This is a genomic window from Novosphingobium sp. 18050 (assembly GCF_902706195.1).
Classification (GTDB): Bacteria; Pseudomonadota; Alphaproteobacteria; order Sphingomonadales; family Sphingomonadaceae; genus Novosphingobium.
This window is the reverse complement of the sequence record NZ_CACSJO010000025.1, coordinates 1-25,364: the sequence shown is the minus strand read 5'-3', so window position 1 is coordinate 25,364 and position 25,364 is coordinate 1. Positions and strand designations below refer to the sequence as shown.

General features: G+C 64.5%; 22 protein-coding genes and 1 tRNA gene. 13 read left to right on the top strand and 10 right to left on the bottom strand.

The genetic code is table 11. The features are described from left to right. Window positions 1-55 precede the first annotated feature (55 nt). Together GVL61_RS19595 and GVL61_RS19590 are read right to left on the bottom strand one after the other, a co-directional pair. Window positions 56-2,380, bottom strand: coding sequence for a 3-hydroxyacyl-CoA dehydrogenase/enoyl-CoA hydratase family protein (locus tag GVL61_RS19595; RefSeq protein ID WP_159982346.1), 2,325 nt, complete (start codon window positions 2,378-2,380; stop codon window positions 56-58). Further along, window positions 2,377-3,513 carry a thiolase family protein gene (locus tag GVL61_RS19590; RefSeq protein ID WP_159982345.1) on the bottom strand — a complete coding sequence of 379 codons (1,137 nt, stop codon included), beginning with the start codon at window positions 3,511-3,513 and terminating at the stop codon, window positions 2,377-2,379. Before GVL61_RS19590 ends, GVL61_RS19595 begins: the two co-directional genes overlap by 4 nt. Window positions 3,514-3,737: 224 nt before the next feature. Here GVL61_RS19590 and GVL61_RS19585 point away from each other — a divergent pair, with 224 nt between their 5' ends. The 5 genes from GVL61_RS19585 (at window position 3,738) to GVL61_RS19565 (ending at window position 8,571) form a co-directional block, all read left to right on the top strand. Next, window positions 3,738-4,187: a DUF2147 domain-containing protein gene (locus tag GVL61_RS19585; RefSeq protein ID WP_159982344.1), complete on the top strand. Its 450-nt coding sequence runs from the start codon at window positions 3,738-3,740 to the stop codon at window positions 4,185-4,187. A 68-nt stretch (window positions 4,188-4,255) separates the two neighbouring features. Next, on the top strand, window positions 4,256-5,554 hold the full coding sequence (locus GVL61_RS19580; RefSeq protein WP_159982343.1) for an OmpP1/FadL family transporter: 1,299 nt from the start codon (window positions 4,256-4,258) through the stop codon (window positions 5,552-5,554). Then, window positions 5,554-7,263, top strand: a complete 1,710-nt coding sequence (locus GVL61_RS19575) for a long-chain fatty acid--CoA ligase (protein ID WP_159982342.1) — start codon at window positions 5,554-5,556, stop codon at window positions 7,261-7,263. Before GVL61_RS19580 ends, GVL61_RS19575 begins: the two co-directional genes overlap by 1 nt. A gap of 53 nt (window positions 7,264-7,316) precedes the next feature. After that, window positions 7,317-7,727: a MerR family DNA-binding transcriptional regulator gene (locus GVL61_RS19570; RefSeq protein WP_159982384.1), complete on the top strand. Its 411-nt coding sequence runs from the start codon at window positions 7,317-7,319 to the stop codon at window positions 7,725-7,727. Then, on the top strand, window positions 7,720-8,571 hold the full coding sequence (locus tag GVL61_RS19565) for an acyl-CoA thioesterase II (RefSeq protein ID WP_159982341.1): 852 nt from the start codon (window positions 7,720-7,722) through the stop codon (window positions 8,569-8,571). Before GVL61_RS19570 ends, GVL61_RS19565 begins: the two co-directional genes overlap by 8 nt. 29 nt (window positions 8,572-8,600) lie before the next feature. Here the strand turns inward: GVL61_RS19565 and GVL61_RS19560 are convergent, their stop codons facing one another. Continuing rightward, window positions 8,601-9,164 (bottom strand): TetR/AcrR family transcriptional regulator, encoded by a 564-nt coding sequence (locus tag GVL61_RS19560; protein WP_235037808.1) that lies wholly within the window; start codon window positions 9,162-9,164, stop codon window positions 8,601-8,603. An 84-nt stretch (window positions 9,165-9,248) separates the two neighbouring features. On the opposite strand from GVL61_RS19560, the gene GVL61_RS19555 reads away from it, so the two are divergent. Further along, window positions 9,249-11,009 (top strand): acyl-CoA dehydrogenase, encoded by a 1,761-nt coding sequence (locus tag GVL61_RS19555; RefSeq protein ID WP_159982339.1) that lies wholly within the window; start codon window positions 9,249-9,251, stop codon window positions 11,007-11,009. Between the two features lie 57 nt (window positions 11,010-11,066). Here GVL61_RS19555 and GVL61_RS19550 read toward each other — a convergent pair whose 3' ends face one another. The 3 genes from GVL61_RS19550 to GVL61_RS19540 form a co-directional block, all read right to left on the bottom strand. Continuing rightward, a complete protein-coding gene (locus tag GVL61_RS19550; RefSeq protein ID WP_159982338.1) occupies window positions 11,067-11,612 on the bottom strand; it encodes a GNAT family N-acetyltransferase in 546 nt (181 codons plus the stop codon). A 1-nt stretch (window position 11,613) separates the two neighbouring features. Further along, window positions 11,614-12,792 (bottom strand): aromatic amino acid transaminase, encoded by a 1,179-nt coding sequence (locus tag GVL61_RS19545; RefSeq protein ID WP_159982337.1) that lies wholly within the window; start codon window positions 12,790-12,792, stop codon window positions 11,614-11,616. 113 nt (window positions 12,793-12,905) lie between these two features. Beyond that, the gene (locus GVL61_RS19540; RefSeq protein ID WP_159982336.1) at window positions 12,906-13,718 is read right to left on the bottom strand and encodes a DUF1134 domain-containing protein; all 813 of its coding nucleotides are present in this window, start codon (window positions 13,716-13,718) and stop codon (window positions 12,906-12,908) included. A gap of 275 nt (window positions 13,719-13,993) precedes the next feature. Here GVL61_RS19540 and GVL61_RS19535 point away from each other — a divergent pair. Further along, window positions 13,994-14,085 (top strand) — tRNA-Ser (locus tag GVL61_RS19535). 188 nt (window positions 14,086-14,273) lie between these two features. After that, on the top strand, window positions 14,274-14,783 hold the full coding sequence (locus GVL61_RS19530; protein WP_159982383.1) for a DNA-deoxyinosine glycosylase: 510 nt from the start codon (window positions 14,274-14,276) through the stop codon (window positions 14,781-14,783). A gap of 128 nt (window positions 14,784-14,911) precedes the next feature. Here GVL61_RS19530 and GVL61_RS19525 read toward each other — a convergent pair whose 3' ends face one another. Further along, a complete protein-coding gene (locus GVL61_RS19525; RefSeq protein ID WP_159982335.1) occupies window positions 14,912-15,745 on the bottom strand; it encodes a hypothetical protein in 834 nt (277 codons plus the stop codon). A gap of 125 nt (window positions 15,746-15,870) precedes the next feature. Next, entirely contained in the window at window positions 15,871-17,124 is a 1,254-nt protein-coding gene (locus tag GVL61_RS19520) for a S8 family serine peptidase (protein WP_159982334.1), read from the bottom strand. An 83-nt stretch (window positions 17,125-17,207) separates the two neighbouring features. Here GVL61_RS19520 and GVL61_RS19515 point away from each other — a divergent pair, with 83 nt between their 5' ends. Beyond that, window positions 17,208-17,705 carry an RNA polymerase sigma factor gene (locus tag GVL61_RS19515; protein WP_159982333.1) on the top strand — a complete coding sequence of 166 codons (498 nt, stop codon included), beginning with the start codon at window positions 17,208-17,210 and terminating at the stop codon, window positions 17,703-17,705. Then, window positions 17,702-18,514, top strand: a complete 813-nt coding sequence (locus tag GVL61_RS19510; protein WP_159982332.1) for a transcriptional regulator — start codon at window positions 17,702-17,704, stop codon at window positions 18,512-18,514. The genes GVL61_RS19515 and GVL61_RS19510 overlap by 4 nt, the downstream gene beginning before the upstream one ends. Window positions 18,515-18,612: 98 nt before the next feature. Here GVL61_RS19510 and GVL61_RS19505 read toward each other — a convergent pair whose 3' ends face one another. Both GVL61_RS19505 and GVL61_RS19500 read right to left on the bottom strand, forming a co-directional pair. Then, window positions 18,613-19,755 carry a glycosyltransferase family 2 protein gene (locus tag GVL61_RS19505; protein ID WP_235037807.1) on the bottom strand — a complete coding sequence of 381 codons (1,143 nt, stop codon included), beginning with the start codon at window positions 19,753-19,755 and terminating at the stop codon, window positions 18,613-18,615. After that, on the bottom strand, window positions 19,748-20,947 hold the full coding sequence (locus GVL61_RS19500; protein WP_159982330.1) for a glycosyltransferase: 1,200 nt from the start codon (window positions 20,945-20,947) through the stop codon (window positions 19,748-19,750). The genes GVL61_RS19505 and GVL61_RS19500 overlap by 8 nt, the downstream gene beginning before the upstream one ends. Before the next feature lie 92 nt (window positions 20,948-21,039). On the opposite strand from GVL61_RS19500, the gene GVL61_RS19495 reads away from it, so the two are divergent. The 3 genes from GVL61_RS19495 to GVL61_RS19485 form a co-directional block, all read left to right on the top strand. Continuing rightward, window positions 21,040-23,346: a polysaccharide biosynthesis tyrosine autokinase gene (locus GVL61_RS19495; RefSeq protein ID WP_159982329.1), complete on the top strand. Its 2,307-nt coding sequence runs from the start codon at window positions 21,040-21,042 to the stop codon at window positions 23,344-23,346. Next, window positions 23,336-24,535, top strand: a complete 1,200-nt coding sequence (locus tag GVL61_RS19490) for an acyltransferase (RefSeq protein ID WP_159982328.1) — start codon at window positions 23,336-23,338, stop codon at window positions 24,533-24,535. Before GVL61_RS19495 ends, GVL61_RS19490 begins: the two co-directional genes overlap by 11 nt. A gap of 122 nt (window positions 24,536-24,657) precedes the next feature. Beyond that, window positions 24,658-25,364 (top strand): hypothetical protein (locus GVL61_RS19485; protein ID WP_159982327.1); only part of this gene is annotated, 707 nt, incomplete at its 3' end.

The following is a 25,364-nucleotide window of genomic DNA, read 5'->3' as shown; positions in this document are numbered from 1 at the left end:
ATCCCCACCTTCGCGGGAATGACGAAAAAGGCGCTGGATTGCGCACCGTCACTAATCAATTACGCAGCGGCTTGCCGGTTTCGAGCATGTGCTCGACACGAGCGATCGAGCGCGGTTCGCGCACCAGCCGCATGAACGTCTCGCGTTCCAGCTTGAGCAGTTCGGCCTCGCTGACGATGTCGACGAGGTCTGCCTCGCCGCCCGAAAGCACGGCAGCAAGAGCGTCCGAGACTACCATGTCGTAGTCGGTCGCCTTGCCCTGCTTGTGAAAGCCCTGCGCCGCCACGCCCAGTGCAGTGCGTCCGCTTGCACCCGGCAGGCGGAAATGCGGGGCCTCGGGCGGGACATAGCCTTCGACCAGCGAAAGCGCCTTCTGCTTGGCGTCGTAAAGCAGGCGGTCACGGTTCATGGTGACTCCGTCGTCGGGACGCAGGAACAGCAGTTCTTTCGCCTGCGCCGCCGAGCGCGATACCGAAGCAGTGGAGACCGTCTCGAACACCTTTGCGACGGCCGGCATCGGGCCCTTGGGCATCATCTTGTTCTTCTGCCAGCGGTCCAGCATCTCGCCGTTGCCGCCCCAGCCGGGGATCAGGCCGACGCCGCATTCGACGAGGCCCATATATAGCTCGGCATGCGCCTGCACCGCATCGCAGTGGAGCAGGATTTCACACCCACCGCCCACCGCCAGCCCCGCAGGCGCGCCGACAACCGGGAACGGCGCGTATTTAAGGCCCTTGTAAGCCATCTGGCCGCCCGCAATCAGCTTCTCGATTTCGCCCCATGCGGCGATGTTGAGCGCGAAAAGGGCAAGGCCCAGATTCGCTCCGGCCGAGAAACTGTCGGCGTCGTTATATACCACGAGCGCCTTGTACTGCGCCTTTACCAAAGGGATGGCCTCGACGATGAGCTTCATGACGTCGCCGTCCAGCGCATTCATCTTGCCGGTGAATTCGAGGGCGACAACGCCGTCACCCACGTCCCAAAGCGCGGCGGAACCGTTCTTTAGCAGCGGCTTGGAGGCCAGCTTGATGTCAGAGAGCTTCAAGACACCTTCGGGGCGTTTGATGTCACGATAGGTGCCGTCAAGGTCGAGGTACTGCCGCTTGCCGTTTTCGATCCGGTAGAAGGGTCGATCACCTGCCACCTTGAGGATTTCGGGAACAGGCTTCCCTTCGGATTCAAGGCGCTGTGCCAGCCAGGCTGCGCCCAGCTTGTCGATCATCTCGAACGGCCCGGCCTTCCAGTTGTAGCCCAGCTTCATGGCATCATCGATCGCCACCACGTCGCCCGCAGCCGAAGGCACGAGGGCTGCCGCATAGGCCAGAGTCCCGCCAAGTACGGCCCAGGCATAGTCGCCGATCTTGCCTTTGGTTTCGACCAGAGCGCGAAGGTCACCCTTGCCCGCCGCGCCCGAAGGACCGAAGGCGCGAATGGTTTCACGGTATTCGCCGGTCGCCAGGTCGATGGTTTCCTTGCGGCGACCCATCTCCTTGTTAAGGCGGTAGAAACCGCCCTTGCCCTTGCGGCCGGTGTAGCCCTCGCCGATCATCTTCTCGATCAGCGGCATGGTCCGGGCGATCGCGTGGTACGGATCGTCCTTGGCCAAAGTCGAGGTCAGGCTGGCCTGCAGATGCGGCATGAGATCGATGCCGACGAGGTCGACGAGGCCGAAAATCCCGGTCTTGGGCACGCCCATCGGCTTGCCGGCAATGGCATCGGCCAGCTCGACGGTAAGCCCCATGTCGAACGCGGCGTTAAGGCCGAGCTGAATCCAGTAGGTGCCGATGCGATTGGCGATGAAGCCGGGCGTATCGTTGGCACGCACCACCGTCTTGCCCAGAGCGGCATCCGAGAAATGTTCGACTTTCGCGGTGATGGCGGTGTCGGTCGCAGGTCCGGTGACGATCTCCAGCAGCCGCATGTAGCGCGGCGGATTGAAGAAATGGGTGATGAGGAAGTCACGCTGGAACGCTGCCGAACGCCCCTCGACCAGCTGGCCGAGCGGGATCGTCGAGGTGTTGGACGACACCGCCGTCCCGTCACGCTTCACCGCCTCGATTCGCGCGTAGAGACCCTGCTTGATGTCGAGGCGTTCGATGACGGCTTCGATCACCCAGTCGCATTCGGCGATCTTTTCAAGGTGATCCTCGATATTGCCGGTTTCGACCAGCTTGGCGGCCGACTTGCTCATGAACGGGGCGGGTTCGGTCTTTAGCATCTTCGCCACCGCGCCCTCGGCGATGGCGTTGCGGTTTCCGGCATCCTTGGGAACGATGTCGAGCAGCAGAACCGGCACGCCCGCATTGGCGACCTGCGCGGCGATCCCGGCACCCATGGTGCCGGCCCCGATGACACAGACTTTCTTGATAGTTTCGCTCATTCCACGGCCTCCAGAACGGTGGCGATGCCCTGCCCGCCGCCGATGCACTGGCTGGCGAGCGCGTACTTGCCGCCCTCACGCTTGAGCAGCGATGCCGCCTTGCCGACGATGCGCGCGCCGGTCGCGCCCAGCGGGTGGCCGATGGCGATGGCGCCGCCGTCGATGTTCACCTTGGCGCGGTCCAGCCCCAGGTCCTTGATGCAGGCAAGCGCCTGGCTGGCGAAAGCCTCGTTCAGTTCCACCACATCGAGGTCGGCAGCGGAAATTCCGGCCCGCTCCAGCGCCTTCTGGCTGGAGAGGATCGGACCGAGGCCCATCGTCTCGGGCGCGCAGCCCGAGATCGCCACCGACTTGATACGGGCAAGGATCGGCAGCCCGTGGGCGCGTGCATAGTCCTCGGTCGTGACGAGGACCGCGCTGGCCCCATCGGTAAGCGGCGAGGACGTGCCCGCCGTGACAGAACCCTGCGCGTCGAAAGCGGGCTTCAGCCCGGCAAGGCCTTCCGCAGTGGTTTCCGGGCGGATGGTGCCGTCCTCGCTCACCGTTCCGGCCTTGGTTTCGATCGGCACGATCTCGTCGCTCAAGCGGCCCTCGGCGCGGGCAGAGGCGGCCTTGTTCTGGCTCTCCACCGCGAGCGCTTCCTGATCGCCGCGCGAAATCTGGTACTTGGTGGCAACGTTCTCGGCCGTCTCACCCATGCCCATGTAGGCGGCGCTCTTCTTCGCCAGCGCGGGGTTGGGGAGCGGGTTGAAGCCCATCATCGGCACCCGGCTCATCGATTCGACACCGGCGCAGACGAACACTTCGCCCGCACCGATGGCGATCTGGCCCATGGCGATGTGGATCGCGCTCATCGACGATCCGCAGAACCGGTTCACCGTCATGCCGCCCACCGAGATCGGCAAGTCCGCAAGCAGGCCGATCAGGCGCGCCACGTTGAGGCCCTGCTCGCCTTCGGGGAAGGCGCAGCCGACGATGATGTCCTCGATATCGGCAGGCTCCACGCCGGTCTTGCCGATCAGCCCACGAATCACCTGCGCGGCGAGGTCATCGGGGCGGACGCGGGCAAGTGCGCCCTTGCCAGCAAGGTGAAACGGCGAGCGGGCGTATCCCGCAATCACGACGCTTTGCATGCATTCTCTCCATGGGCGGACCGGCTCGGTTGATACCGAATCCGTTACGATCCTCGTTCCTCGTGAACGTCTTCCCTAAAGGTGCAATTCTTTCCCTATACGTCAAGCAAATTTTGGGTTAGACCGATTCTTGTTCCGGTCGGGATCGAACAGCCACCTTCATGAAAAGGGGCGGATCCAGGCACATAAGCGAACACGGGTAGAGAGATGGAGAGGTCGCTCAAATGCACGTGATGAAACCCCTGATGCTGGCATTGGTTGCAGCCGCCCCCATTGCCATGATCGGTCTTTCGGTTCCCGCCGTGGCCGCAGATGCGGACTCGGTATTGGGAACCTGGCGCACGCCTTCCAAGAACGGCGTCGTCGAGATTGCCCGCTGCGGCGGATCAATCTGCGGCAAGCTGATGTCGTCGGACCACATCAAGACCAACCCCGAACTGAAGGACATCAACAACAAGGACACCGCCAGGCGGGACCGCAAGCTCAAGGGGCTGCAGATCGTCGGCGGCTTCAAACTGGACGACGGCGTGTGGACCGGCGGCTCGATCTACAATCCCGAGGACGGCGGCACCTACAAGGCCACGATCACCCCCGCCGGCCCCGATAGCCTCAAGCTGAAGGGCTGCATCGTCTGGCCGCTGTGCAAGACGCAGACATGGAACCGGATCAAGTGAGGGTCCGCTTCGTTACCGACAATGCGGTCATTGCTAGAGCAAGGCCGACACCACTGGGAGAGTACCTCATGAATACCAAGTCCGGCCGCATCCTGCTGGCCAGCGCGACCAGTCTGATCGCCTTCGCCTATGCCGGAGCCGCCCATGCGCAGGCCTTCTACCTTCAGGAGCAGTCCGTGCGCGGACAGGGCCGTGCCTTCTCCGGCGAGGCCGCCGATACCGGCGTCGATTCGCTATGGTGGAACCCTGCTTCGATCGCCGACATCGAAGGCGGCGAAGCGTCCGTGCGCGCCAGCTTCATCCGCCCGCGCGGCGACGTGGTCGATAACGGCACGGTAATCGTGCGCCCGGGCCAGCCCCCTGCCTCGGTAGGCGGCGATCCGCGTGCGAAGAACCCGATCAACAACGGCGTACTGCCTTCAGGCGCCGTGGCTTACGGCTTCGGCAAAGTGGCCGTTGGCCTCTCGGTAACCGCACCTTATTCATTCACTACCGACTACGATGCGGACAGCTGGGCGCGTTATTCCGCCGACAAGACCAAGCTGCGCACTTTCGACATCCAGCCCAGCGTCGCCGTCGCGGTGACCGACTGGCTGCGCGTGGGCGCCGCCGCCAACATCGAGCATGTCGACGCCTCGCTCGGTAACTACCTGCCCAATCTCTCGCCGCTGCTGCCGGACGGGCACCAGAACCTGAAAGGCAAGGGCTGGGACGTGGGCTGGTCGGCCGGTGTGCAGATCCACGAAGGCCCGGTCACGCTGGGCTTCGCCTACAAGTCCGCGATCAAGCACAAGCTGGACGGCACCGTGACCATCGAGGGCCTGCAGGGTCCACTCGCCGGACAGAACGCCGTCATCAACACCACCGCCCAGTTTAGCACGCCGTGGCAGGCGATCGCCGGCGTGCGCGCGCAGCTTAGCCCCAAGCTGACCTTCAACGGGCAGATCGTGCGCATGGGCTGGAGCGAATTCGATACGATCGACGTCGGCGCCCCGCTCAACACGGCGATCCCTGAAAACTACCGCAACACCTGGACCTGGGCGATGGGCCTCGATTACGACGTGACCCCGCAGTGGACCGTACGCACCGGCTTCCAGCGCGGCCAGACCCCTACCCAGAACGGCAATCGCGATGCGCGCGTGCCTGACAGCAACCGCTGGAACTTCTCTGCCGGCACCAGCTACGCCATGAGCAAGGCGTTCACCATCGATGCGGCGGCATCCTACATCACCTTCAAGGACGCCAGCATCGACCGCATCACGGCCGCCTATGCTGGGACCCCGGTCCAGACTCCGGTGATTACCAACGGCACGCTCGAGAATGCCTCCGCTCTCGTCTTCTCCCTCGGTGCAAGGATGGCCTTCTGATGAATGACGCGGCGACGATCGGCGGGGTCGCTCCCGCCACTCCCACCCAACATGCGGACGAGATGCCGCCGATCACGCCGCGTCTGCTGACCGACCTGCTCGACCATGCCGTGGACGCTCACGGCGCCTGGCCGGCAGTGGATTTCATGGGCCGCAAGTGGACTTATGCCGAGCTCGGCGCGCTTTCCCGGCGCGCCGCTCGCGGGCTGCAGGACCTTGGCGTAGTCAAGGGAACGCGGGTTGGATTGTGCCTGCCCAATACGCCGTATTACGTGATCTGCTATTTCGCAATCCTGCGGATCGGCGCGGTCGTGGTGAACTTCAACCCGCTCTACACAGAGCGCGAAATGGCCCATCAGGTCACGGATTCGGGCTGCGAGGTGATGATCGCCACCGACCTCGCGCTGTGCCTGCCCAAGCTGGAACCGCTGGTCGGCAAGACCTGCCTCAAGCGCGTCGTCGTCTGCGCTTTCGCCGACGTGCTACCCGCCTTCAAGCGCCGCGCCTTCCTGCTGTTCAAGCGCGCCGACATCGCCCACGAACCCCACGACCTGCGCTATGCCCGCTTCGAGAACCTCATCGCCCGCGATGCCCCGCTCGACCCGGTTGAGCGTTCGCCGAACGATCTTGCGGTGTTGCAATATACCGGCGGCACCACCGGCGTGCCCAAGGGCGCGATGCTCAGCCATGCCAACCTTGCCGCCAACTCGGCACAGATGATCGCGCATGTCGGCCATATGCCCGACAAGCAGGAGCGCACCCTGGGCGTCCTGCCGCTGTTCCACGTCTTCGCGCTGACTACCGTACTGCATTACTCGGTCGACACCGCCGCCGAGATGATCCTGCTGCCACGCTTCGAGATGAAGTCCTTTCTCGCCACCGCCAAGCGCACCAGGCCGACACAGTTCTTCGGGGTGCCCACACTCTACACCGCGCTTAACAGCCAGCAACTCCACGGCGAATTCGACAACGTGCGCGTGTGCATCTCTGGCGGCGCGCCCCTGCCCCTCGAAGTGCGCCGCGAGTTCGAACAGAAGACCGGCGTCCGTGTGGTGGAAGGCTACGGCCTCTCGGAGGCAAGCCCGATCATCGCCTGCAACCCGCTGGAAGGACTGGTCAAGGACAACTCCTGCGGCCCCGCCTTCCCCGGCACCCAACTGGAAATCCGCGACCCGAACGAGCCCACCCGCACCTGCCCACCGGGCGAGAAGGGTGAGGTCTGCGCCCGTGGCCCACAGGTCATGAAGGGTTACTGGAATCGCCCCGAAGACAGCGAAAAGACCCTCATTTACGGCGCCCTTCGCACGGGAGACATTGGCTATCTCGACGAGGACGGCTATCTGTTCCTGGTCGACAGGATCAAGGACGTGATCCTGTGCGGGGGCTACAACGTCTATCCCCGGATTATCGAAGAGGCGCTCTATGAGCATCCGATGGTCTGGGAGGCGGCGGTGATCGGCGTGCCGGATGCCTACAGGGGGCAGTCCCCCAAAGCGTTCGTGGCATTGCATCCGGGGGATATCTTGAACGAAGAAACTTTGCTCGCCTTCCTGCGCGAGCGGCTTAACAAGATCGAGATTCCGTCCTCGATCGAGTTCCGGGAATCGTTGCCCAAGACGATGATCGGCAAGCTGTCGAAGAAGGACCTCGCTGCCGAGGAAACCGCCCGGCGCGCCGGTGGTACGCCGAACGGCGGACAAGCCGCTTGAGCCTTTCCCCTGCCCCTGATTTCGTTGGCAATCCTGCCGCTGTCCATCCCGAGATGATCGGCATCCAGGATGCGGCGACGCAACTTGGCGTCACCATGCGCACCTTGCGGTTCTACGAGGACAAGGGCCTGATCTCGCCGCAGCGGGTCGGCACCACGCGCATCTATTCACGCCGCGAGATCGGACGGATGCAGCTAATTCTGCGCGGCAAGCGGCTGGGATTCTCGATCCGCGAGATCAAGGAATTCCTCGACCTCTACGACGTAGACCCCGAACACCACGAACAGGTCCGCGCCCTGCGCACCCGCGTGGGGGACCGCATCGGCGACTTGCGCAAGCAGAAGCGCGCGATCGAACAGACGCTGGAGGAACTGCTCTCGATCGACCGGCAGGCGCAGGCCTGGCTGGCCGGCACGCCGGTAACGCCGGTGGACGGGCCTGTCGCAGGAGCCTCGCATGACTGAAGCGGTTGCCGAACTACGCACCCTGCTGGAAGTGGACGAAATCGACACCGACCTGTTCCGGGGCGCCGCTTCGGCCGAGGGACCGGGCCGGGTGTTCGGCGGGCAGGTCGTCGCCCAGGCCCTTGCGGCCGCTGCGCGCGGCGTGGCGGAAACGCAGCAGGCCCACTCGCTCCACGCCTACTTCCTGCGTGCGGGCGATACCACGCGGCCCATCATCTACCGGACCTTGCGCGATTTCGACGGCGGCAGTTTCGCCAACCGCCGCGTAGTCGCCATGCAGGGCGGCAAGCCGATCCTCAACCTTGCCGCATCTTTTCACCGGCGCGAGGAAGGCTTCGCCCACGCCGCCGCGATGCCGCCGGTTCCGGGGCCGGAACAATGCCCGGACTTCACTTCCGCCCTCGCCGCCGCTGGCCAAAAGTTCCCGCAGGCCATGCTCGACCGCCTCGCCGCCTTCGAAATCCGGCCCGGACCACCTGCGGTCGAAAATTCCGGTACACCCCGCCAGTTCCTGTGGTTCCGCCTTGCCGCACCGATGGAGGCAGATGATGCCTTGAACCGTATCGTCCTCGCCTATGCCAGCGACTTCGCGCTGGTGGGCACGGCAGTACTGCCTCATGCGCCCAATTTCTTTACGCCCGGTCTCCAGGTCGCGAGCCTCGATCATGCGGTGTGGTTCCATTCGACCCCGCAGGTGGATGACTGGCTACTCTACGCGATGGACAGCCCATGGGCCGGCCACGCGAGAGGCTTTGCGCGCGGTTCGATCTACGACCGGGCCGGCAAGCTGGTCGCCAGTGTAGCGCAGGAAGGCCTGTGCCGGGTGGTCCAGAAGAAACCCTGACCGCCGGCCGGAACGTTTCCGGTAGATGCTCAGCCCTCGACCGAATAGACCCGCAATATCTGCTGCGCGATCTCGTCGAGGCCCAGACGGCCCGGTCGATACCAGGTGCTCGCGGTGTTGAGGGTGGTCAGCAGCAGGATACGATAAACCGCGCGGTCCACGCCCGCTGGCAGGGGCGCCGCCTCCACCAGATCGGCAAACACCTGCTCGAAGGCGTCGCGCCGTTCCACCAGTTGCGCCCGCACGCTTTCCGGTACGGCACGAAAGTCATTCATCAAAGGCATCGTCAGTGAGGCCGGGTCGAGCTGGATTTCCAGCAGCACCCGGCACGCCGTCGCCAATGCCCGCGAAGGATCTTCCTCACCTGCGATCGCCGCGCGAATGCGCTCCTCCGCCGACTGCAGCGCACGGTCATGGATGCGGATGAACAGCGCGTCCTTGCTCTTGATGTAGTGATAGAGCGATCCGCCCAGCAATCCCACCCGCTCGCCGATGTCACGGATGCTGGTCGCGGCGAACCCCCGCGCCGCGAACAGCGCAGCAGCGGCGGCCAGCACTTCCTCCTCTCGCAGAGTGGCGACTTTGACGGTCAAACGGGCACTCACTCTTGATTGTAACGATCGTTTGGTACATTAAAATCGACATCCAGCGCAAGTAGTCGAAGACCGGAGATAAACATGCCTGCATCGTACCAGCCCCCCGTCGCGACGATGCGGTTCCTGCTGGAGCACGTCCTCGATTTCGATGCCCAGATGGCGCAGCTTCCCGGCTTCGAGGATGCCAGCGCCGACCTCGCCTCGGAAGTACTGACGGTGGCCGGGCGCATGTGCGCCGAACGCCTCGCCCCGCTCAACCTGCCGGGCGATGCGGCAGGATCGAAGCTGGTCGACGGCCAGGTCATCACTGCCCCCGGTTTCGCGGAGGCTTACGCAGAATTCGTCGCGGCCGGTTGGTCCGGCCTTGCCGGCGACCCCGCGTTCGGCGGTCAGGGCCTGCCGCGCACGGTTCAGATCATGCTCGACGAGATGGTCTCGGCCGCGAACCTGTCGTTCGGACTGTTCCCCGGCCTGACACGCGGCGCTGCCGAGGCACTGGCCGCACATGGCTCCGACGAACTCAAGGCGACCTATCTCGAAAAGCTGGTCACCGGCGAATGGTGCGGCGCAATGGCTTTGACCGAGGCTTCGGCAGGCACCGACCTGGGCCTGCTGCGCACCCGCGCCGACCCGCGCGACGACGGCAGCTACTCCGTCATCGGAACCAAGATATTCATCTCCTCGGGCGATCAGGACTTCGGCAACAACGTCGTCCACCTCGTCCTAGCCCGCCTGCCCGATGCCCCGGCCGGGGTGAAGGGCATCAGCCTGTTCCTCGTCCCCAAGCTCCTACCGGGGGAAGCCGGCGACTGGACGACGCGCAATGCGATGTCGGTGGGGGCGCTGGAGCACAAGATGGGCATCCACGCCCAACCGACCTGCGTCATGAACTATGATGGCGCCACCGGCTGGCTGGTCGGCGAGGCAGGGCGCGGGCTCAATGCGATGTTCACGATGATGAACGCCGAGCGCCTGTTCGTCGGCATCCAGGGCCTTGGCCTTGCCGACGCGGCGACCCAGGCCGCTATTACGTATGCCCGCGAGCGCCTGCAGGGACGCGGCGCTGACGGAAGCGGTCCGGTGCCGATCATCGCCCATGCCGACGTGCGCAAAATGCTGCTGGCAGGCCGCGCCTTCGTCGAACCCGCCCGTGCGCTGGCCGCCTGGACCGCGATCCGCATGGATGTGGCCGACCGCCACCCCGATCCGCAGGTCAGCGCCGCCGCCCATGCCGACGTCGCGCTGCTTACCCCCGTAATCAAGGCCGCCTTCACCGACTTCGGCTTCGAGACGACGGTGCTGGCCCAGCAGGTCTTCGGCGGTCATGGCTACATCCACGAGGCCGGGATGGAGCAGTTCGTGCGCGATGCGCGCATCACCCAGATCTATGAGGGCACCAACGGCGTCCAGGCCATGGACCTCGTCTCGCGCAAGGTGACGATGGAGGGTGGCGCCCCCTTGCGCGCCTATCTGGACATGATCGCCGCCGACCTCGCCAAGGCAGACCCGGCACTCGCCGATCCTCTCGTCGCACAGATGCGCGAGGCGCTGGCCCTGCTCGAAACCGCAAGCAAGACCATCGCGGCGGCCGCTGGCGACACCGACCGACTGGGCGCGGCGGCGACCGAGTACCTCCACCTTTTCGCGCTGGTTTCGCTGGGCTGGATGTGGGTGCGGATTCTGGCCGCCTCGCCGGCGCTGGGCGCAACGCGTACGCCGCAGGCCTACGCAGCGATGGCCCGCTACTATGCCACCTATATGCTCCCCCGCGCCGGCCTGCACGCGGCCCGCATCGCAGCCGGCCCGGAGCCGGTCATGGCGCTGGACGAGGAACTATTCTGAAGAAAATCACAGGCCTGTCCTCCCTGCCGCGCCGCGACGGGGAGGAACCGGGCCAGTTCAGGATGAAGCCAGCGGGCCCTTCGCGAAACTCTCGCGGGTGATCTCGAAGATCACGTGCTCGACCATCGCCCCGCCCCGTTCGTAACTGCGGGTGCGGTCGGTCAGAATGCCGCCGATGTTCGCCATGGCCCTGCGTGAAACGACGTTATCGGCGCCGACCTGGAAGGTCACCCGGTCGAAATGCTCCAGCGCATGGGCGAGCATCAGGCGCTTGAATTCGGCGTTAAAGCCCCTGCCCCAGTACTTGCGGGCCAGGAACGACCAACCGATCTCGATCTCACCGGGCGCTTCCGCCTCGGCCACGCCGTAGCGGGTCGATCCGGCGATTTCGCCGCTGGCCTTGTCGATGATCGCGAAAGCCCCGCCGGCGGCGATGGCTTCGTCGAAGAATGCGCGGAACACCGGCTCCTGCCAGCGGTCGTGCGCCGGGTGCACAGCCCAGATCGCGGGATCGGAGGCGAGCGCGAACAGCGCCTCCCAATCCTCCGGGAAGAGGGGCCGGAGCGTCAGCCGGCCCCCTTCGAGAACCGGCTGACGGTTCATGTCAGGCTGTCACGTCCGCGACTGCGGCAATGAACTTGTCGATATTGGCGGCGGTCAGACCGGCCACGGCAATGCGGCCCGAAGCAGCGAAATAGACGCCGTGCTTCGACCGCATTTCCTGAACCTGCTCGGGCGTGAACGGGATAATCGAGAACATGCCGTTCTGGCTGCCGATTGGGGTCAGGTCGACACCGCCGGTCTTGCCGGCCGCAGCCAGGGTCGCGCGGACCTGGCGCATGCGCTCGCACATCTGGGCGACTTCATCGAGCCACTGCGCGGTCAGGGCTTCGTCGGCAAGGACGAGGCGTACTGCAGCAGCGCCGTGATCTGGCGGCTGCGACCAGTTGGCACGGGCCAGCGCATGGCCGTTCGACATCACGCGGGTCAAGTCCGCCGGATCGACGACCATCGCATAGAGCGCGCCGACACGGTCACGGTAGAGGCCGAAATTCTTGTCGCACGAATAGCAGACCAGCGCTTCCGGCACTGCGGCGAGAACGCGGCGAACGCCATAGGCGTCCTCCTCCATGCCCTTGCCCAGACCCTGATAGGCCAGGTCCAGGATCGGCAGCACCTTGCTGTCCAGGATCAGACCGGCGATCTCGTCCCATTCAGCATTGGTGTAGTCGATGCCGGTGGGGTTGTGGCAGCAGCCGTGCAGCAGGATGGCATCGCCGGCCTGCGCGTGGCCAAGGGCGCCGCGCAGGGCGTCCATATCGGTCGAGCCATCAGCGGCGGCGTGGTTGAATTCGAAAACTTCGAGGCCGAGGTCGGCGCAGATCTGGTTGTGGTTGGGCCAGCTGGGCTTGCCGACGATCACGCGGTTGTAACCCGCACGCTTCACCATCGCGAGTGCGAGGCGCAGCGAGCCGGTGCCGCCGGGGGTCTGCATACCTTCGATACGGCCACCCATTGCGGGGTCCTGCTTGCCGAAGATGTAGGGCATGAGCGCCTCAACAAAGCCCATGTCGCCCTCGGGACCGAGGTAGGCCTTGGAGTCCTGCTCGGCGACAAGCTTCGCTTCGGCGGCCTTGATCGCGCCGAACACGGGCGTGTCGCCCTGCCCCGTGCGGTACACGCCGACGCCGAGGTCGATCTTGTCGGCACGCGGGTCCGAGTTGTGGAGCTTGATCAGCGCGAGAAGCGCGTCGGCGGGCTGTTGCTTGAGGTCATTGAGCATGGCGGGCGGCCATTAACCCCGCTGGCCGGACAGCGCAACAGGCGAGTGCGCAAAGTCTTGTGGAGGCGCAACAAGATTACGCCCGACCATGGCTGGCCGGGCGTTAAACCTCATCAGAACGGCAGCCAGCGCTGCTTTTCGGAAAACTTCATATAGCCGATGTTCGCGCCCAGTCGCAGGCCCGCACCGGCACGCACCGGGATCAGCACGGTGTTGCCGCGCCGCAGGTAGCTGACGGTAAATCCACCGATCAGATAGGCCTGCCCCTCACCCGCGCCGAAGCGGTGGTAAAGGTCCTGCGTGTCGTAAAGATTGTAGACCAGCACAAAGGCGCTGCCGGCATTGGCGCCGGCATCAAAGCCGATCGACGGGCCGGTCCAGTAGACGGGGCGCTCACCCTCGACCTTATGGTGCATCGTGCCCGAACCGTAGCGCAGGCCTACGGCAATGGCGCCGCCGGCCTCGCGCCCGACGATATAGGCGTTGGGTTCGCCCTGCTTCGCCAGCAGGTCGCGGATTACGTCGGCAAGACCCTTGGCGCCCTTGCCGAATACGCCCTCGGCGGCGCCGATCAGGTCATCCTCACGATAGGTTGAACTGCTGTCGCCAGCGACCACCGCTGGCGGGGTCGTGGGCGAAGGCACGGGCGCGGCTGGCACCGGCTGGCCGTTCCAGTCGGTCGCAGGCGCCTCGATCGGTGTGCCATTGCCGGGCGCCGCCTGCGGTGCAGCGGAGTAGGTGGTGCCGCGGTTGATGTCGGCATCGATCGCCGCATCGGGATCGACGGTCGTGACTTGCGCCATGGCCGGCGCCAACGGCGTGACCACAGCCAACAGCGCCGAAACTGCGGCAAAAAGCGGACCCACGGCCGGTCGGCGACGTTCCGCCTTTGCGCCCGCTTCGATGATATTCTTGCGGTTCGTCATGAGATGACCCTTCCGTGGCGTACTGCCCTGCGTTGCCGGCCTGTCGCCGGCGCTTCCCCACCCCGCGCCCCATGCGCGGCCAAAATGGTGCCATCCCACAAGAATCCACCGCGCCTGACCTCGCAATGAACGGGCGACGACACGAGTCTGTTTTGCGACAGGGCGAATCGGCAAACGCCGGTTTCCGCAGCTTTTTCGGAAATCGACATTTGTTCGTTGATCGCCCCTTGCCGCCCTCCAAACGTCTCGCTATAGGGCCCGCCTGAGCCGCATCCGGAGACGTGGGTGAGTGGCTGAAACCAGCGGTTTGCTAAACCGTCGTGCCCTTAAGGGGGCACCGAGAGTTCGAATCTCTCCGTCTCCGCCATGCTGGCCGGTGCAAGATGTCTCAGGTGATCCTGAGACATCTCCAACTCCCTGACACAGGGAAATCCCATCAAGCTGAATTGAACTTGATTGAACCTGGGCGCAGAATCGAACCTGACCGCCCTTGACCAGCTTGAAGACCCACCAAAAACTGGGAAGTACCGCCCGCTGGCTCCAACGCTAAAGGCCATGACCGCAGCGACCTTAAAATCCGCATTTCCGCCCAGCGTCGACGGCGACACGCGCGTCCTCCTGCTCGGCAGTCTACCCGGCGAGCGTTCGTTGGCGGCCGGGGAATATTATGCCCACCCGACCAATGCATTCTGGTGGCTTATAGGCGAAGTGCTTGGCGAAACGGACTTCTCCCACTGGCCCTATGCCCAGCGACTGGAAGGACTCAAGGCGCACGGCGTCGGCCTTTGGGATGTGATCGCAAGCGCGCAGCGGGCAGGAAGCCTCGATACGGCGATACGCAGCCCCACGCTACGCGACCTTGAGGAGTTCGCAAAAAGGCTGCCGCGGCTGCGCGCCATCGGTTTTAACGGCGGGACGGCAGCGAAAGTGGGCAGGCGCCAGTTGGGCGGGCGCGACAGCAATTGGAGCTTGATCGACCTGCCTTCGTCCAGCGCCGCATATGCGGGCATGCCGCGTGCGGCGAAGCTGGCCGCGTGGCGGAAAATCGAACGTTATCTGGTCTGAAAACAGCAAGATCGACCGGCTTCGGACGCGCAGAAACGCCCCCGGGAGAGAGTGGGTCTCCCGGGGGGCGCTGCCCTGCCGCGCAGTCGGTGGGGGGCATGGTAACGCGGCGGATCAGGTCGAAATAATTACTGCTCGGTGCCGCCGCCGCTCACGCCCAGATTGACGGAGCCGCTGGCCCCGCTCTTCGAAGCCGAGCCGCTGCCCGAGCCCGTAGCAGTGGCGCTGTGCTTGCCAGCGTTTGCCGTAGCCGAGCCACTACCTGAACCGGTCGCCGAACTGTCCGACACGCTGCTTGCCGTATCGCGTGCCTTGCTGCCGACGCCCCGCGCCTTTTCGGTCCCGACCGAACGGGCAGCGCTGGCTGCACCGGCAGCGGTGCCGGCAACCTGCGAGGCAGTGCCCGCCGCATCGATCGGCGACGTCGGAGTACCGCCCGTCAGGCTGCCCCCGCCGGAACCCGATGCAGAGCCACTGGCATTCGAACCAGTCAGCGAACCCATCGCAGTGCCCGAGCCGGAAGCGCTGCCGCTCACCGAGTTCAGGGCCCCGACGGCATTGCCTGCGGCCGAACGCGTGGCCCCGGCAAGACCGCCAGCCTCCGAGCGGGCGCCTTCGAGCGCGCCAGTCGCAGCGGAAGTGTCAGGGGCGGACACCTGCGGGGTCTTCACCGACTTGCTGGCCCTGCCGCTGCCATTTGCACGCGAGGAAACGCTGCGGCCAGCGCGCGAAGCGCTGATGTCACCGGCACCGCTGGCGGCTCCATCGATCGAGCTGCCGACACCGCCGATGGTGCCTCCCAGCGAACCGCCAATGCCGCCGCCGAGCGAGCCGCCCAGACCGCCACCGCCGCCAACTCCACCACCGCCCAGCAGCTGCGCTTTGGCCACGCCTGGCATGGCGAAGATAGCGAGGGTTGCACCAAGAGCGGTGATCGCGGTCCCGAGGTTGAGCTTGTTCATGGGTATGCTCCTTCCTTTGTTGTTCAATCCCGGAGCAGGTCTCCTGCCTCGGGGGTCTCTGAAGGAAGGAACGGGTGAGCCTTTCACTTTCATCCGTGGTGGATGCGATTTTTCCGATTTTTTCCCTAAAGACCCGAGCGACAAATATTGCAGAGTACCCCGCGCCCGGTGCGCCGCGTCCCCTTGAGCGCCTCGGCATCCACGGATTTGAACCCCTGCGCGCCATCACCCGCCGCCAGCCGGGCAGCAATGCGCGAGGCGGCAAGAGGGGCTGCATAGGAGGTCCCGCGCAAGGACACCCGGCCCCGGCCCGGCACGAGTGCTGACATGTCGGCCCCCGGCGCCGCGTAATCGAGGTGCGCGGCGCGGCCCGCCTCGATCAGTACGCGGCCTGCTCCATCCACGCCTGTCACCGCGACTACGCCGGGATAAGAGGCCGGATAGGCTGGCGGCGCGGCCGCGCCGTCGTTGCCGACTGCGGCGACGATCACCATCCCCTTGCCCAGCGCGGCCGCGACAGCCCGCGCCAGCAGCGGATTCGACGGCCCCACTAGGCTGATCGACACCACCGGAACGCCCTGCCCCTGCATCCAGCCCAGCGCCTTGGCGATGGCCAGAGCATTACCGCCCGCCGGATCGCTGCCATAGACATCCGCACCATAAATCCGCGCCGTACCTGCGCCGGTCAGCAGCGAGGCGATGGCGCTGGCATGATCGCTGGCCTTCGTCCCCGATGCAAAGGAATGCCGGGAAACGAGACGCCGCGCCCCTGCATCCGAGGCAATAATGCCGCCGTCGATCACCCCCACCGTACCGCCTCGCGGCAGCGCCGTGGACGATGCCGCGCCAGCCTCGTTCTTGGCGCTCCTGCCAGCGGGAAAATGGAGCTGGTCCGCCGTAATCTCGCGTCCCGGCAGCGCCTTGCGCAAAGCCTCCACCGCCTTGCCAAGCGGAATCCCAAGGGGCACGCCCAGCCGCGCATAGGCCACGCCCAACCCGTCGAGCGTTCCTTGCTCGATCACCGCGTAACCCTGGCCCCGCACCACTTCCAGCGAAGCAGGATCAGGATCGAGCAGCAGCGCCTCTCCGCGCACGGCGGGCTGGCGTTGCTCGTCCCATTCCACCCGGTCGCCATGGTCGGACACCAGCCGCGCCAGCCGCAGCGCCCTGTCGCGTGCCAGCTTACGCACGCTGCCGACTGCCTCGCCCAGCGGCTCCAACGCGGGGGTAGTAATATCACGCACTGCCCCGCCCACTGCATCCCCGACCCTGCCCACCGCATTGCCCAAAGGATCAATCGCGCCGCCCAGTTGCGCACGTACCGGGACGGCCACCAGCGCCGCCGTCAGGACCAAATATGTTAAGGCACGTCGTTGCATCAGCTTGTCCGTCGCGAAAATTCGTAGCACTCAGGGATGAAACGCAGCTGTCCATCCGTTTCATCCCCAGGCAAGAGAAATCGATGAGCAACAACCGCTTCTGTGAAGAGCTGACAGCCCTGCTGCCGCGCCTGCGGCGCTTCGCACGCGGCCTCACCCATGATGCGGCCGACGCCGACGACTTGTGCCAGCAAACCGTGGAGCGCGCGCTCAAGTCCCGCCAGCAGTGGCAGGAGGGCACGCGGCTCGATGCGTGGGTGTACAGGATCATGCGTAACCAGTGGATTGACGAGATACGGGCAAGGACGCGGCGTTCGCAGACTTTCGCCCATGAAGAAGAAGGTGCGAACGTGGGCATGGCCGGCGACCGCGATGCGGAAAACCTGGTGGAACTGGGCAATATCGGCCGCGCTCTGGCCCGCCTGCCCGAGGAACAGCGCGAAGCCGTGGTGCTCGTGCTGGTCGAGGGCTTTTCGTACAAGGAAGCAGCCGAGATCATCGGCGTGCCGCAAGGCACCCTGACCTCGCGCTTGGGGCGCGGCCGCGAGGCGCTGATGCGCGAACTGGGAGACATGGCGTGAGCGTAACCAATGAAGAACTCATGGCCTTTGCCGATGGCGAGATGTCCGGCACCGATGCTGCCCGCATGGCCGCAGCCATCGCAGCCGACCCGGTGCTGGCTGCAAGGATCGACTCCGAGCAGCAACTACGCGCCATGCTGCGCGGTCACCTCGATCCCGTGGCGAGCGAACCGGTGCCCGAAAGCCTGTCGCTTATGATCGCAGCAGCCGCAGCGGAGGAGACGGAGCAGGACATGATCGATACCCCTCCTGCCACGCAAGCGGCCCCTCAAATGCAAGCACAGCCCGCACGCGTGCTGGACTTCGCTGCCGCCCGTGCGCGCCGCGAAGCGGACGCCAAGGAGGCAAAGTTCGTGCAAAACCCTGCTCCTCGACGCTGGGGCATAGGCGCCGGCATCGCCGCCTCACTCGTGTTGGGCCTGGTGCTAGGCACGCAGTTCTTGGGGGGCAGCCTGGTAACCGAACGCAATGGAGCGCTAGTGGCATCGGGTTCGCTCGCGCGCGGCCTGGACACGCAGCTCGCATCCAACGAGCCGAGCGCATTGCGCATCCTGTCCAGCTTCCGGCGCGAAGGCGGCGAATATTGCCGCGTCTACGATGCCGGCGCGACTTCGGGCATCGCCTGCAAGTCCAAGGGTGAGTGGACGCTCGAACGCACCATGGCCAGCGGCCAGCGCGAAAGCGGCGAGTACCGGCAGGCCGGCTCGGCAGCGATCGAGTTGATGACGGCAGCCCAGGACATGGCGGTCGGCGCCCCCCTCGACGCTGCACAGGAACGCGCGGCCCGGGTCGACGGCTGGGGCAAATAACCGCTTGCCAGCCTCGCAACGAATAGGAGGCAGGCGTCGGTTTTTCCAAGCCGCCTTTTATCGCACGACTCGCCATACCTGGGCGACATGCGCAGACGCTAGGCGATCAAAACCTCTCCGGAAACTCGGCGCCCGCCATTCATATCCGGCAGAGCCACGCTTTCAAACCCCAACGGCTGCGGTGGGTTGGGCAATCGCTGCCTGCTCAGCGCCTCCTCAATGAAGCCAAGCGACCATCCGGCATGCATCGTCAACGCTGCAACACCGGCGCCGGCATCGCACAACGAACGCGCACGCCAGCCCAACATGGCCCCGGCCACCAACGCACCCACCAGCCAACATAGCATGGGTAATACAAGTACCAGTGCCTCAACCCGAAGCAGCGCCAACGCGAGCCCCGTCAGCGCCACCAGGATCGAGGGCACCACCGCCAGCGGCAACATCTGGCGTAGCTTCACCGGGGCCGGGTGACGCTTGAGGTTACGCGCACGGCCGATGCCGTACTTGCGATATTGCCGAAACAACGCCCCCATCGTGCGCCGCGGGAAGTAAGTGATCGCCGCTTGCGGTTCGAGCCAGATCCGCCCGCCCGCCGCGATCAACCTGCGGTCCAGTTCGGAATCCTCATTGGCGGCAAAACCCTCGTCGTAGCCGCCCACGGCCATGAACAACCTGAGGTCGAACAAGGCATGGTGGCCGTGATCGACCCACTGCCCGCGCCCAAGGTGACGATGCGGCGCGCCGCCCGTACCCAGCACGGAGTTCTGCGCCGCCGCCGCCGCCTTCTGGAAGCAAGCGGTCCCGCTCGTGACCATCGGCACGACAACGGAACTGGCCCGCATGCTTCCGGCAGACAGGCGTAGATTATCCAGAAACCCGTCGGGATAATGAGCATGGGCATCGATGCGCAGCAGCCAGTTGCGTCCTGCGCCAAAACGGCGGGCAGCCAAATTGACCGCCGCGCTCTGTATCCGCTGCGGGTTGTCCAGAAGCACGAGGTTGGGATGTTTGCGGCCTAGAGCCATGACGATCTCCCGGCTAGCATCAACGCTCCCGCCATCGGCCACGACCACCAGAGCGCCGTGCGCATTGCCCAGCAAGCCCCCCAGCAAAGCCGGCAGGTGCGCTTCCTCATTAAGACAAGGCACTACAATCAGCACGTCGCTGTTGCGGCTCTCTCCAAAGGAAGGCCCCACCTCAGGCGCGCGCGAAACCTCGAATATGGGTGAAGCCTCAGACACAGACAATCGCCTCGTTCCGGGCATGTCCCGCGATGGCAGCCACGATCTCGCGGCGCTCTGCCGAAGTCTGGTATAATGCATGCTCGGGCAAGATCGCTATCGCCTCGCCCATCAGGCCGTGCGCAGATGAGGTCAGGTTGGCCAACAGCTCCGGAAGCTCAGCTACGGGATCGTGGACCAGCACGCCGACACCGTGCTGCTGCAACCAACGACCAGTCTCCACCCCCTTGAGCGCGATCGGAGGGACCCCGTTCGCGAGCCCTTCATAAAGGCGGTTGGGCAACAGCCAGTCGGAATTGAGCCCTTGCTCGAAGTAATCGATGGCCCAGACGAAATCGACCTTGTCGTAAAGGCTCGCGAGGTCGTTCTGCCTGAACGGCCCGAGATAGCGCAGCCCGGGAAGCGCAGCCACTTGCGCAGGAAAGTCCGGGAATTCAGCCGGACTGGCGATACCGGCGATCACGACCTTGATCCGACCGCGCGACGATGCAGCTAGGCCGGCAAGCTGTTCCAGCGTCTTGCGGCATCGCAGCATCCCGAACCAGCCGATCGTCCATACCGTACCGTCGCCGACGCGCCGCTCCACTGCCGAAACCGCCCGGCGCTCCACTGGCACCTTGTTCTCGACCAGCAACACCCTTTCGCGCCGCCCCTGCCGCGTAGCGAAGTAATCGCGCGCGAACGCAGGTGAACTAACGATGACAAGGTCTGTCCGCGCCAGCAGTCGCCGTTCGATCCATCGCATCAACCGCGACTTGCCGCCCGATCCCAACATAAGCCGATGGATGTCCAGGCATTCGTAGACCAGCCTTTGCTGCGGCCGGCGTATGCGCCAAGCCAGCACCAGCATCTCAAGGTTGCGGGCGACGATTACCGGCGCACCGGCACAAAGATCCCGCATCGTGCCCGGCGACAGCATCCGTTTCGTCACCGCGACTAGACGTTGGCCAAGCCGAGCATCCATCGTCTGCCCAAGATCCAAGACGCCGCACCCCGAAGTCGTGTGCGCGGAAAAGCTTGGCGGATACGCCCCGGTCGCCCCTGTCACTTCTTCGGGATGCCTGCGAAAACCGCCAAGACCCACCACGAATCCTTCTCCCGCAAGCAAGTCCACGCGGCGGCGAACCGCAGCATCGTCAAGATCATGCACGAGATAGGCGAGTGACGCTGCGCGACTTTGATCCGTTTCCATCTGAAAACCCCCAAACTTGCTCCAAAACGGAGCGAAATTCTGTTCCCAGCGGCGGGGTGCATCGGCATTGTCCCTAAGACGCCCACAACGCTTTGTTGGCGAACTGCTTAGGCATCTACCGACTATACCTTCAATACGTACAAGATCCTATTTGGAGGAACGTCTTGAGTAACAGGACTCATGACGCTGCAGCGGACGAAATATCTATCGTCGCGTCAAAGCGTCTACTGCCAGATCCCTCCGAAATCGGCGCTCTATTCTTTCGACGCCGCTGGATTTTTGCGATGGCGTTCCTCGCTACGCTAGCAACCGCAGCGCTGGCCATCAGCATGCTACCACGCACCTATATTGCGACAAGCGCGCTTCTACTCGAACCACGTGAGGCGCAGCCGGTCAAAGTGAACGATCGTGGTTTCGTCGCTCCTGCGGATGACAACCTGATCGACACCGCCGTCCAGATCATCCGCTCCCCCACCTTAACGCTCGACGTGGTGCGCAGCCTCAGGCTCGATCGAATTCCCGAATTCGGTGGCAACGACAATGGCCCTGCCGCAACGTCTATTCCCTCCTCTGCTCCCGGTGCAGAAATCTACGGAGCCACAGGCGCTGGGGAGCAAGTCGCCGCCATCACCCCAGCCGAACGGCGCGCTGCCGGCATGCTCCTCGCCCACAGCTACGTGCGGCGCGTAGGCGTGACGTATCTTGTCGAAATCACGGCTTCGTCGGCGGATCCGGAACTGGCGGCGCTCATCGCCAATGCGCTCGCCCGCCGCTACATCGGCCTCGATTCGGCCAAGAAGCAGATGCGCAACGCGCAGTCGGCCCGCTACGTCGAAAGCCAGGCGGCTGCTCTGCGCAAACATGCCGTGTCAGACGATGCCGCGTTGCAGCAATACATGATCCGTCATAATCTGATGAGCGCGGAAGGCGCGACCATGGCCGAGCAGGAAGTGTCAGAGCTCAATCGCCAGATCGCCGATGCTCAGGCTCAGCTTGCCGAGCAGCGCGGCAAACTGAGCGCAGCACAAGCACAGATTGCGCACGGGGGGGGCGGTGCCGACATCGGTTCCGCCCTTGCATCCGACACCATTCGGCAACTGCGCCAACAAGAAGCGCAGGCCAGCGCCCGGCTCGCACAGCTCGATGCCCGCTACGGCGCGTTGCACCCGGACGTGGTGCAGGCGCGCGATGAACTGGCTGATGTGCGCGGGCAGCTGAGCGCCGAACTGGGACGCATCGTATCTGGCCTCCGAGCCGATGTGCAGATCGCCGCCTCCCGCCTCGCCTCGCTTCTGGAAAGCCGTGCGCAAGCGAAAGGTTCGCTAGTGCAGAACGGATCCGCACAAGTGGGCCGGCTCGAACTGGAGCGCAGGGCCGAAGCAAGCCGGGCGATTTACAGCGCCTATCTTACCCGCGCCAAGGAAACCGCACAAGCCGGTGAGCTGCCCAACGCGGATGCCAGCATCGCCACGCAGGCCCGCCCGCCCGGCGCTCCTTCTTCGCCGAACTACCTCGTCGGCGCCTTGGCCGGATTCGTCGCTGCACTTTTTGTCGCAGGGCTGGCAACCGGCATCGCCGAATATGTGGAGGACACGGTCGCGACCCGCGCCGATATCGAAGGCGGCCTCTGCGCAGTCTACGCCGGTGCAATCCCGACCCTCGCCTCCGCTACACAATCAAAGACGCGGGATATCACCCCGCAGGACTACGTAACGATCCGCAGCATGTCGCTTTTCACCGAGAGCCTGCGCAACTTGGCCACGTACCTCGGCATCGGCCATTTCGGAAGCGAGCAGGGTGCGGCGGTCGTCACCATAACCTCAGCCCTCCCCCGTGAAGGCAAGTCGACCACATCGATGTGTCTGGCGCGTACACTGGCGACGGGAAAGCATAAGGTCGTGCTCGTCGACGCCGACGTGCGTCATCACTCGACATCCGATGCCCTTGCGCCCGGGCGCGAGCGTGAAGGCCTGTTCCGGGTGCTGGACGGCTCGCTTCCGCTTGAAGAAGCCCTAATCGCCGACGACCGCACCGGCTTGCAAATTCTTACCACGCTGGGCCAGTCAAGCCCACACGACGTGATTACCGAAGAGGCAATGACCGCGCTCCTGACGGCGCTGCGGGTCCGCTTCGACATCGTCATCATCGATTCTGCTCCTGTGCTGGGCGTCGCCGAAACCCGTATCGTCTCGCGTCTTTCCGATACGACGCTCGTAGTCGCACGGTGGCGGACGACGCCGCTCAAGGCAGTGCGTACGGCGCTCGACTTGCTGTCGCACAACGGGAGTAAAGTCGGCGGCGTCGCGCTCAGCCTCGTGAATATCAAGGAATACGCCTGTGCCGGACTGACCGACGCGTTTGGCTACTACAAAAAGTTCAAGGGCTACTATGCCGACTGACGGCCTATCTTCTGCAGGTTCTGGTGGACACCCCCACCGCTATCTTGCGCTCGACGCGCTTCGAGGGGCAGCTGCATTTGCAGTATTGTTCTATCACTTGCACAATTTAAAGACGCCAGACGGCCCGGCCAGTGCCTTGAATGCTTTCGACAGTGGCTATCTTGCGGTGGATTTGTTCTTCGTACTCAGCGGCTTCGTCATATCCCATGCCTATGAGGAGAAATTGCGGGCATCGTTATCAGTGCCAAACTTCATGATCGCGCGCTTCATAAGACTACAGCCGGTGATCGCGATCGGTACGTTGGCAGGCTTCGCTGTTGCGCTCTCGCAGCGTTTGCTCGACCTTGATGATGCGCCGGGATTTTTTGCAATCGCCACTTCGCTTCCGGCCAACCTGCTGATATTGCCGAATGTCCTGGTGCCTTGGGGCATATTCCTGTTCAATCCGCCAGCCTGGTCCCTTTTCTACGAACTAGCAGCCAATGCCGTATATGCATTTGGCATCCGCACGGGTACCGCCAGAAAGAGCGAAGCGGAAACCGGACGACGGATAGATCGGGCGCTGACGTCCATATGCTTTGCCGGACTGGCGGGGCTGGCGGCATCCGTCGTGCTCGTCGGCAATCTCGATAGAGGCGTAGTTTTGGGCGATTGGCCTGTCGCACTGGCCCGCATCGCTTTCTCCTTTGCGCTGGGCCTGCTGCTGCACCGTACCCGGCGGCATTGGATGGCCCGCGTTCCCCGGATACCCATGCCCTGGTTAATGCTGGCATGCCTGACGCTGCTCGCCCCCGCTTTCGAGGGCGCGGCGCGGGCGGCCTATGATCTGCTCTTTGTCCTGTTGCTATCTCCGGCATTGGTCATGCTGTCCAGCGTGACAAAGCCCACGATGCATCAGGAAAAAATGGCAGCGTGGCTGGGTATGATCTCCTATCCCCTTTACGCCATCCACGTGCCGATAAAGCACATTATCGAGACAGTTTTACCGCCAGGCTTCAGGTCCCTTGGCCTAGCCCCACCCGGCTTCGTAATGCTGTTGATCATAACCGCCTGCAGCGCAGTGGGTGCCGCGTGGCTAATCGGTTCGACGATCGACCCTGCGCTACGGCGCTGGCTGAGCGCACAGATCTTGCCCTTGCACGCCAAGGCAGTGCCCACCCCGCAGCCACCCCAATCTCATGGCACGTGAGACGCACGAACTTGCGCGTCGCCTTACGCCCTTCACCCGGCCCGCCCCTGTCTCCGTTTCTGGAGCGATGGGCGGCGGCCAGGTCGCCCGCGCGAATTCCAGCGCCAAGTCACGGATCGATCATGCTCCACGCATCCAGCGACACTGCTTTCGGGCGGACCAAGGGCCACGTCCTGTTCGTCAGCCGCCAGCGCATCGCCGGGCGGACCAACGGCAGCAGCGCTTACCTGCTAGACTTGGCAGGTGCAGTGCGTCGCGCCGGCTTCACGCCGCATCTGCTGCAGCCATCGCCCGATCTCATGGGGCGTTGGCCGTTCATGCGCATGCGCCCGGAAATGGGTGTGTTCGAAAGTCACGTCATACGCGGCGTATCGCGTATCGGAGACTGGGTCGTAGCGCGTGACCCGCGCGTCGGACTGGACGCCTTGCGCGCCGTCTTATCGCGATTGGCGCGGCGACTGGGACTGCAAGGTTCCTTGGTTTCCGACCGGCCGCGTCCCTACGCGATCGCCGTACCCTGGACGGAGGCCGACCGCGCCTTCGTGCGCCAACGCGCTTCCGGCGTGACCGATATCGTTATCGCCGATTACGCATTCCAGGCCGAGGCTCTTACGCTCCTACCCGAACACCCTTCCGCAATCATCATGCATGACTTGTTCCATAGCCGAACCGGGCAAGCGGATGGGCGTGATTCCGTTGCCGATCTCGACCGAGAGACAGAGATTGCTCTGTTGTCGCGCGCAGATGCGGTGATCGCCATCCAGTCCAAGGAAGCACACTTCTTGAAAGTGCAGGTCCCCGCAACTCGCCCCATCCTCGCCCCTATGGC

What these genes read in the sequence shown, in the direction of transcription:
- GVL61_RS19595 (WP_159982346.1), bottom strand. Translation starts at nt 2,380, where the DNA reads ATGAGCGAAACTATCAAGAAAGTCTGTGTCATCGGGGCCGGCACCATG.
- GVL61_RS19590 (WP_159982345.1), bottom strand. Translation starts at nt 3,513, where the DNA reads ATGCAAAGCGTCGTGATTGCGGGATACGCCCGCTCGCCGTTTCACCTT.
- GVL61_RS19585 (WP_159982344.1), top strand. Translation starts at nt 3,738, where the DNA reads ATGCACGTGATGAAACCCCTGATGCTGGCATTGGTTGCAGCCGCCCCC.
- GVL61_RS19580 (WP_159982343.1), top strand. Translation starts at nt 4,256, where the DNA reads ATGAATACCAAGTCCGGCCGCATCCTGCTGGCCAGCGCGACCAGTCTG.
- GVL61_RS19575 (WP_159982342.1), top strand. Translation starts at nt 5,554, where the DNA reads ATGAATGACGCGGCGACGATCGGCGGGGTCGCTCCCGCCACTCCCACC.
- GVL61_RS19570 (WP_159982384.1), top strand. Translation starts at nt 7,317, where the DNA reads ATGATCGGCATCCAGGATGCGGCGACGCAACTTGGCGTCACCATGCGC.
- GVL61_RS19565 (WP_159982341.1), top strand. Translation starts at nt 7,720, where the DNA reads ATGACTGAAGCGGTTGCCGAACTACGCACCCTGCTGGAAGTGGACGAA.
- GVL61_RS19555 (WP_159982339.1), top strand. Translation starts at nt 9,249, where the DNA reads ATGCCTGCATCGTACCAGCCCCCCGTCGCGACGATGCGGTTCCTGCTG.
- GVL61_RS19550 (WP_159982338.1), bottom strand. Translation starts at nt 11,612, where the DNA reads ATGAACCGTCAGCCGGTTCTCGAAGGGGGCCGGCTGACGCTCCGGCCC.
- GVL61_RS19545 (WP_159982337.1), bottom strand. Translation starts at nt 12,792, where the DNA reads ATGCTCAATGACCTCAAGCAACAGCCCGCCGACGCGCTTCTCGCGCTG.
- GVL61_RS19540 (WP_159982336.1), bottom strand. Translation starts at nt 13,718, where the DNA reads ATGACGAACCGCAAGAATATCATCGAAGCGGGCGCAAAGGCGGAACGT.
- GVL61_RS19530 (WP_159982383.1), top strand. Translation starts at nt 14,274, where the DNA reads ATGACCGCAGCGACCTTAAAATCCGCATTTCCGCCCAGCGTCGACGGC.
- GVL61_RS19525 (WP_159982335.1), bottom strand. Translation starts at nt 15,745, where the DNA reads ATGAACAAGCTCAACCTCGGGACCGCGATCACCGCTCTTGGTGCAACC.
- GVL61_RS19520 (WP_159982334.1), bottom strand. Translation starts at nt 17,124, where the DNA reads ATGCAACGACGTGCCTTAACATATTTGGTCCTGACGGCGGCGCTGGTG.
- GVL61_RS19515 (WP_159982333.1), top strand. Translation starts at nt 17,208, where the DNA reads ATGAGCAACAACCGCTTCTGTGAAGAGCTGACAGCCCTGCTGCCGCGC.
- GVL61_RS19500 (WP_159982330.1), bottom strand. Translation starts at nt 20,947, where the DNA reads ATGGAAACGGATCAAAGTCGCGCAGCGTCACTCGCCTATCTCGTGCAT.
- GVL61_RS19490 (WP_159982328.1), top strand. Translation starts at nt 23,336, where the DNA reads ATGCCGACTGACGGCCTATCTTCTGCAGGTTCTGGTGGACACCCCCAC.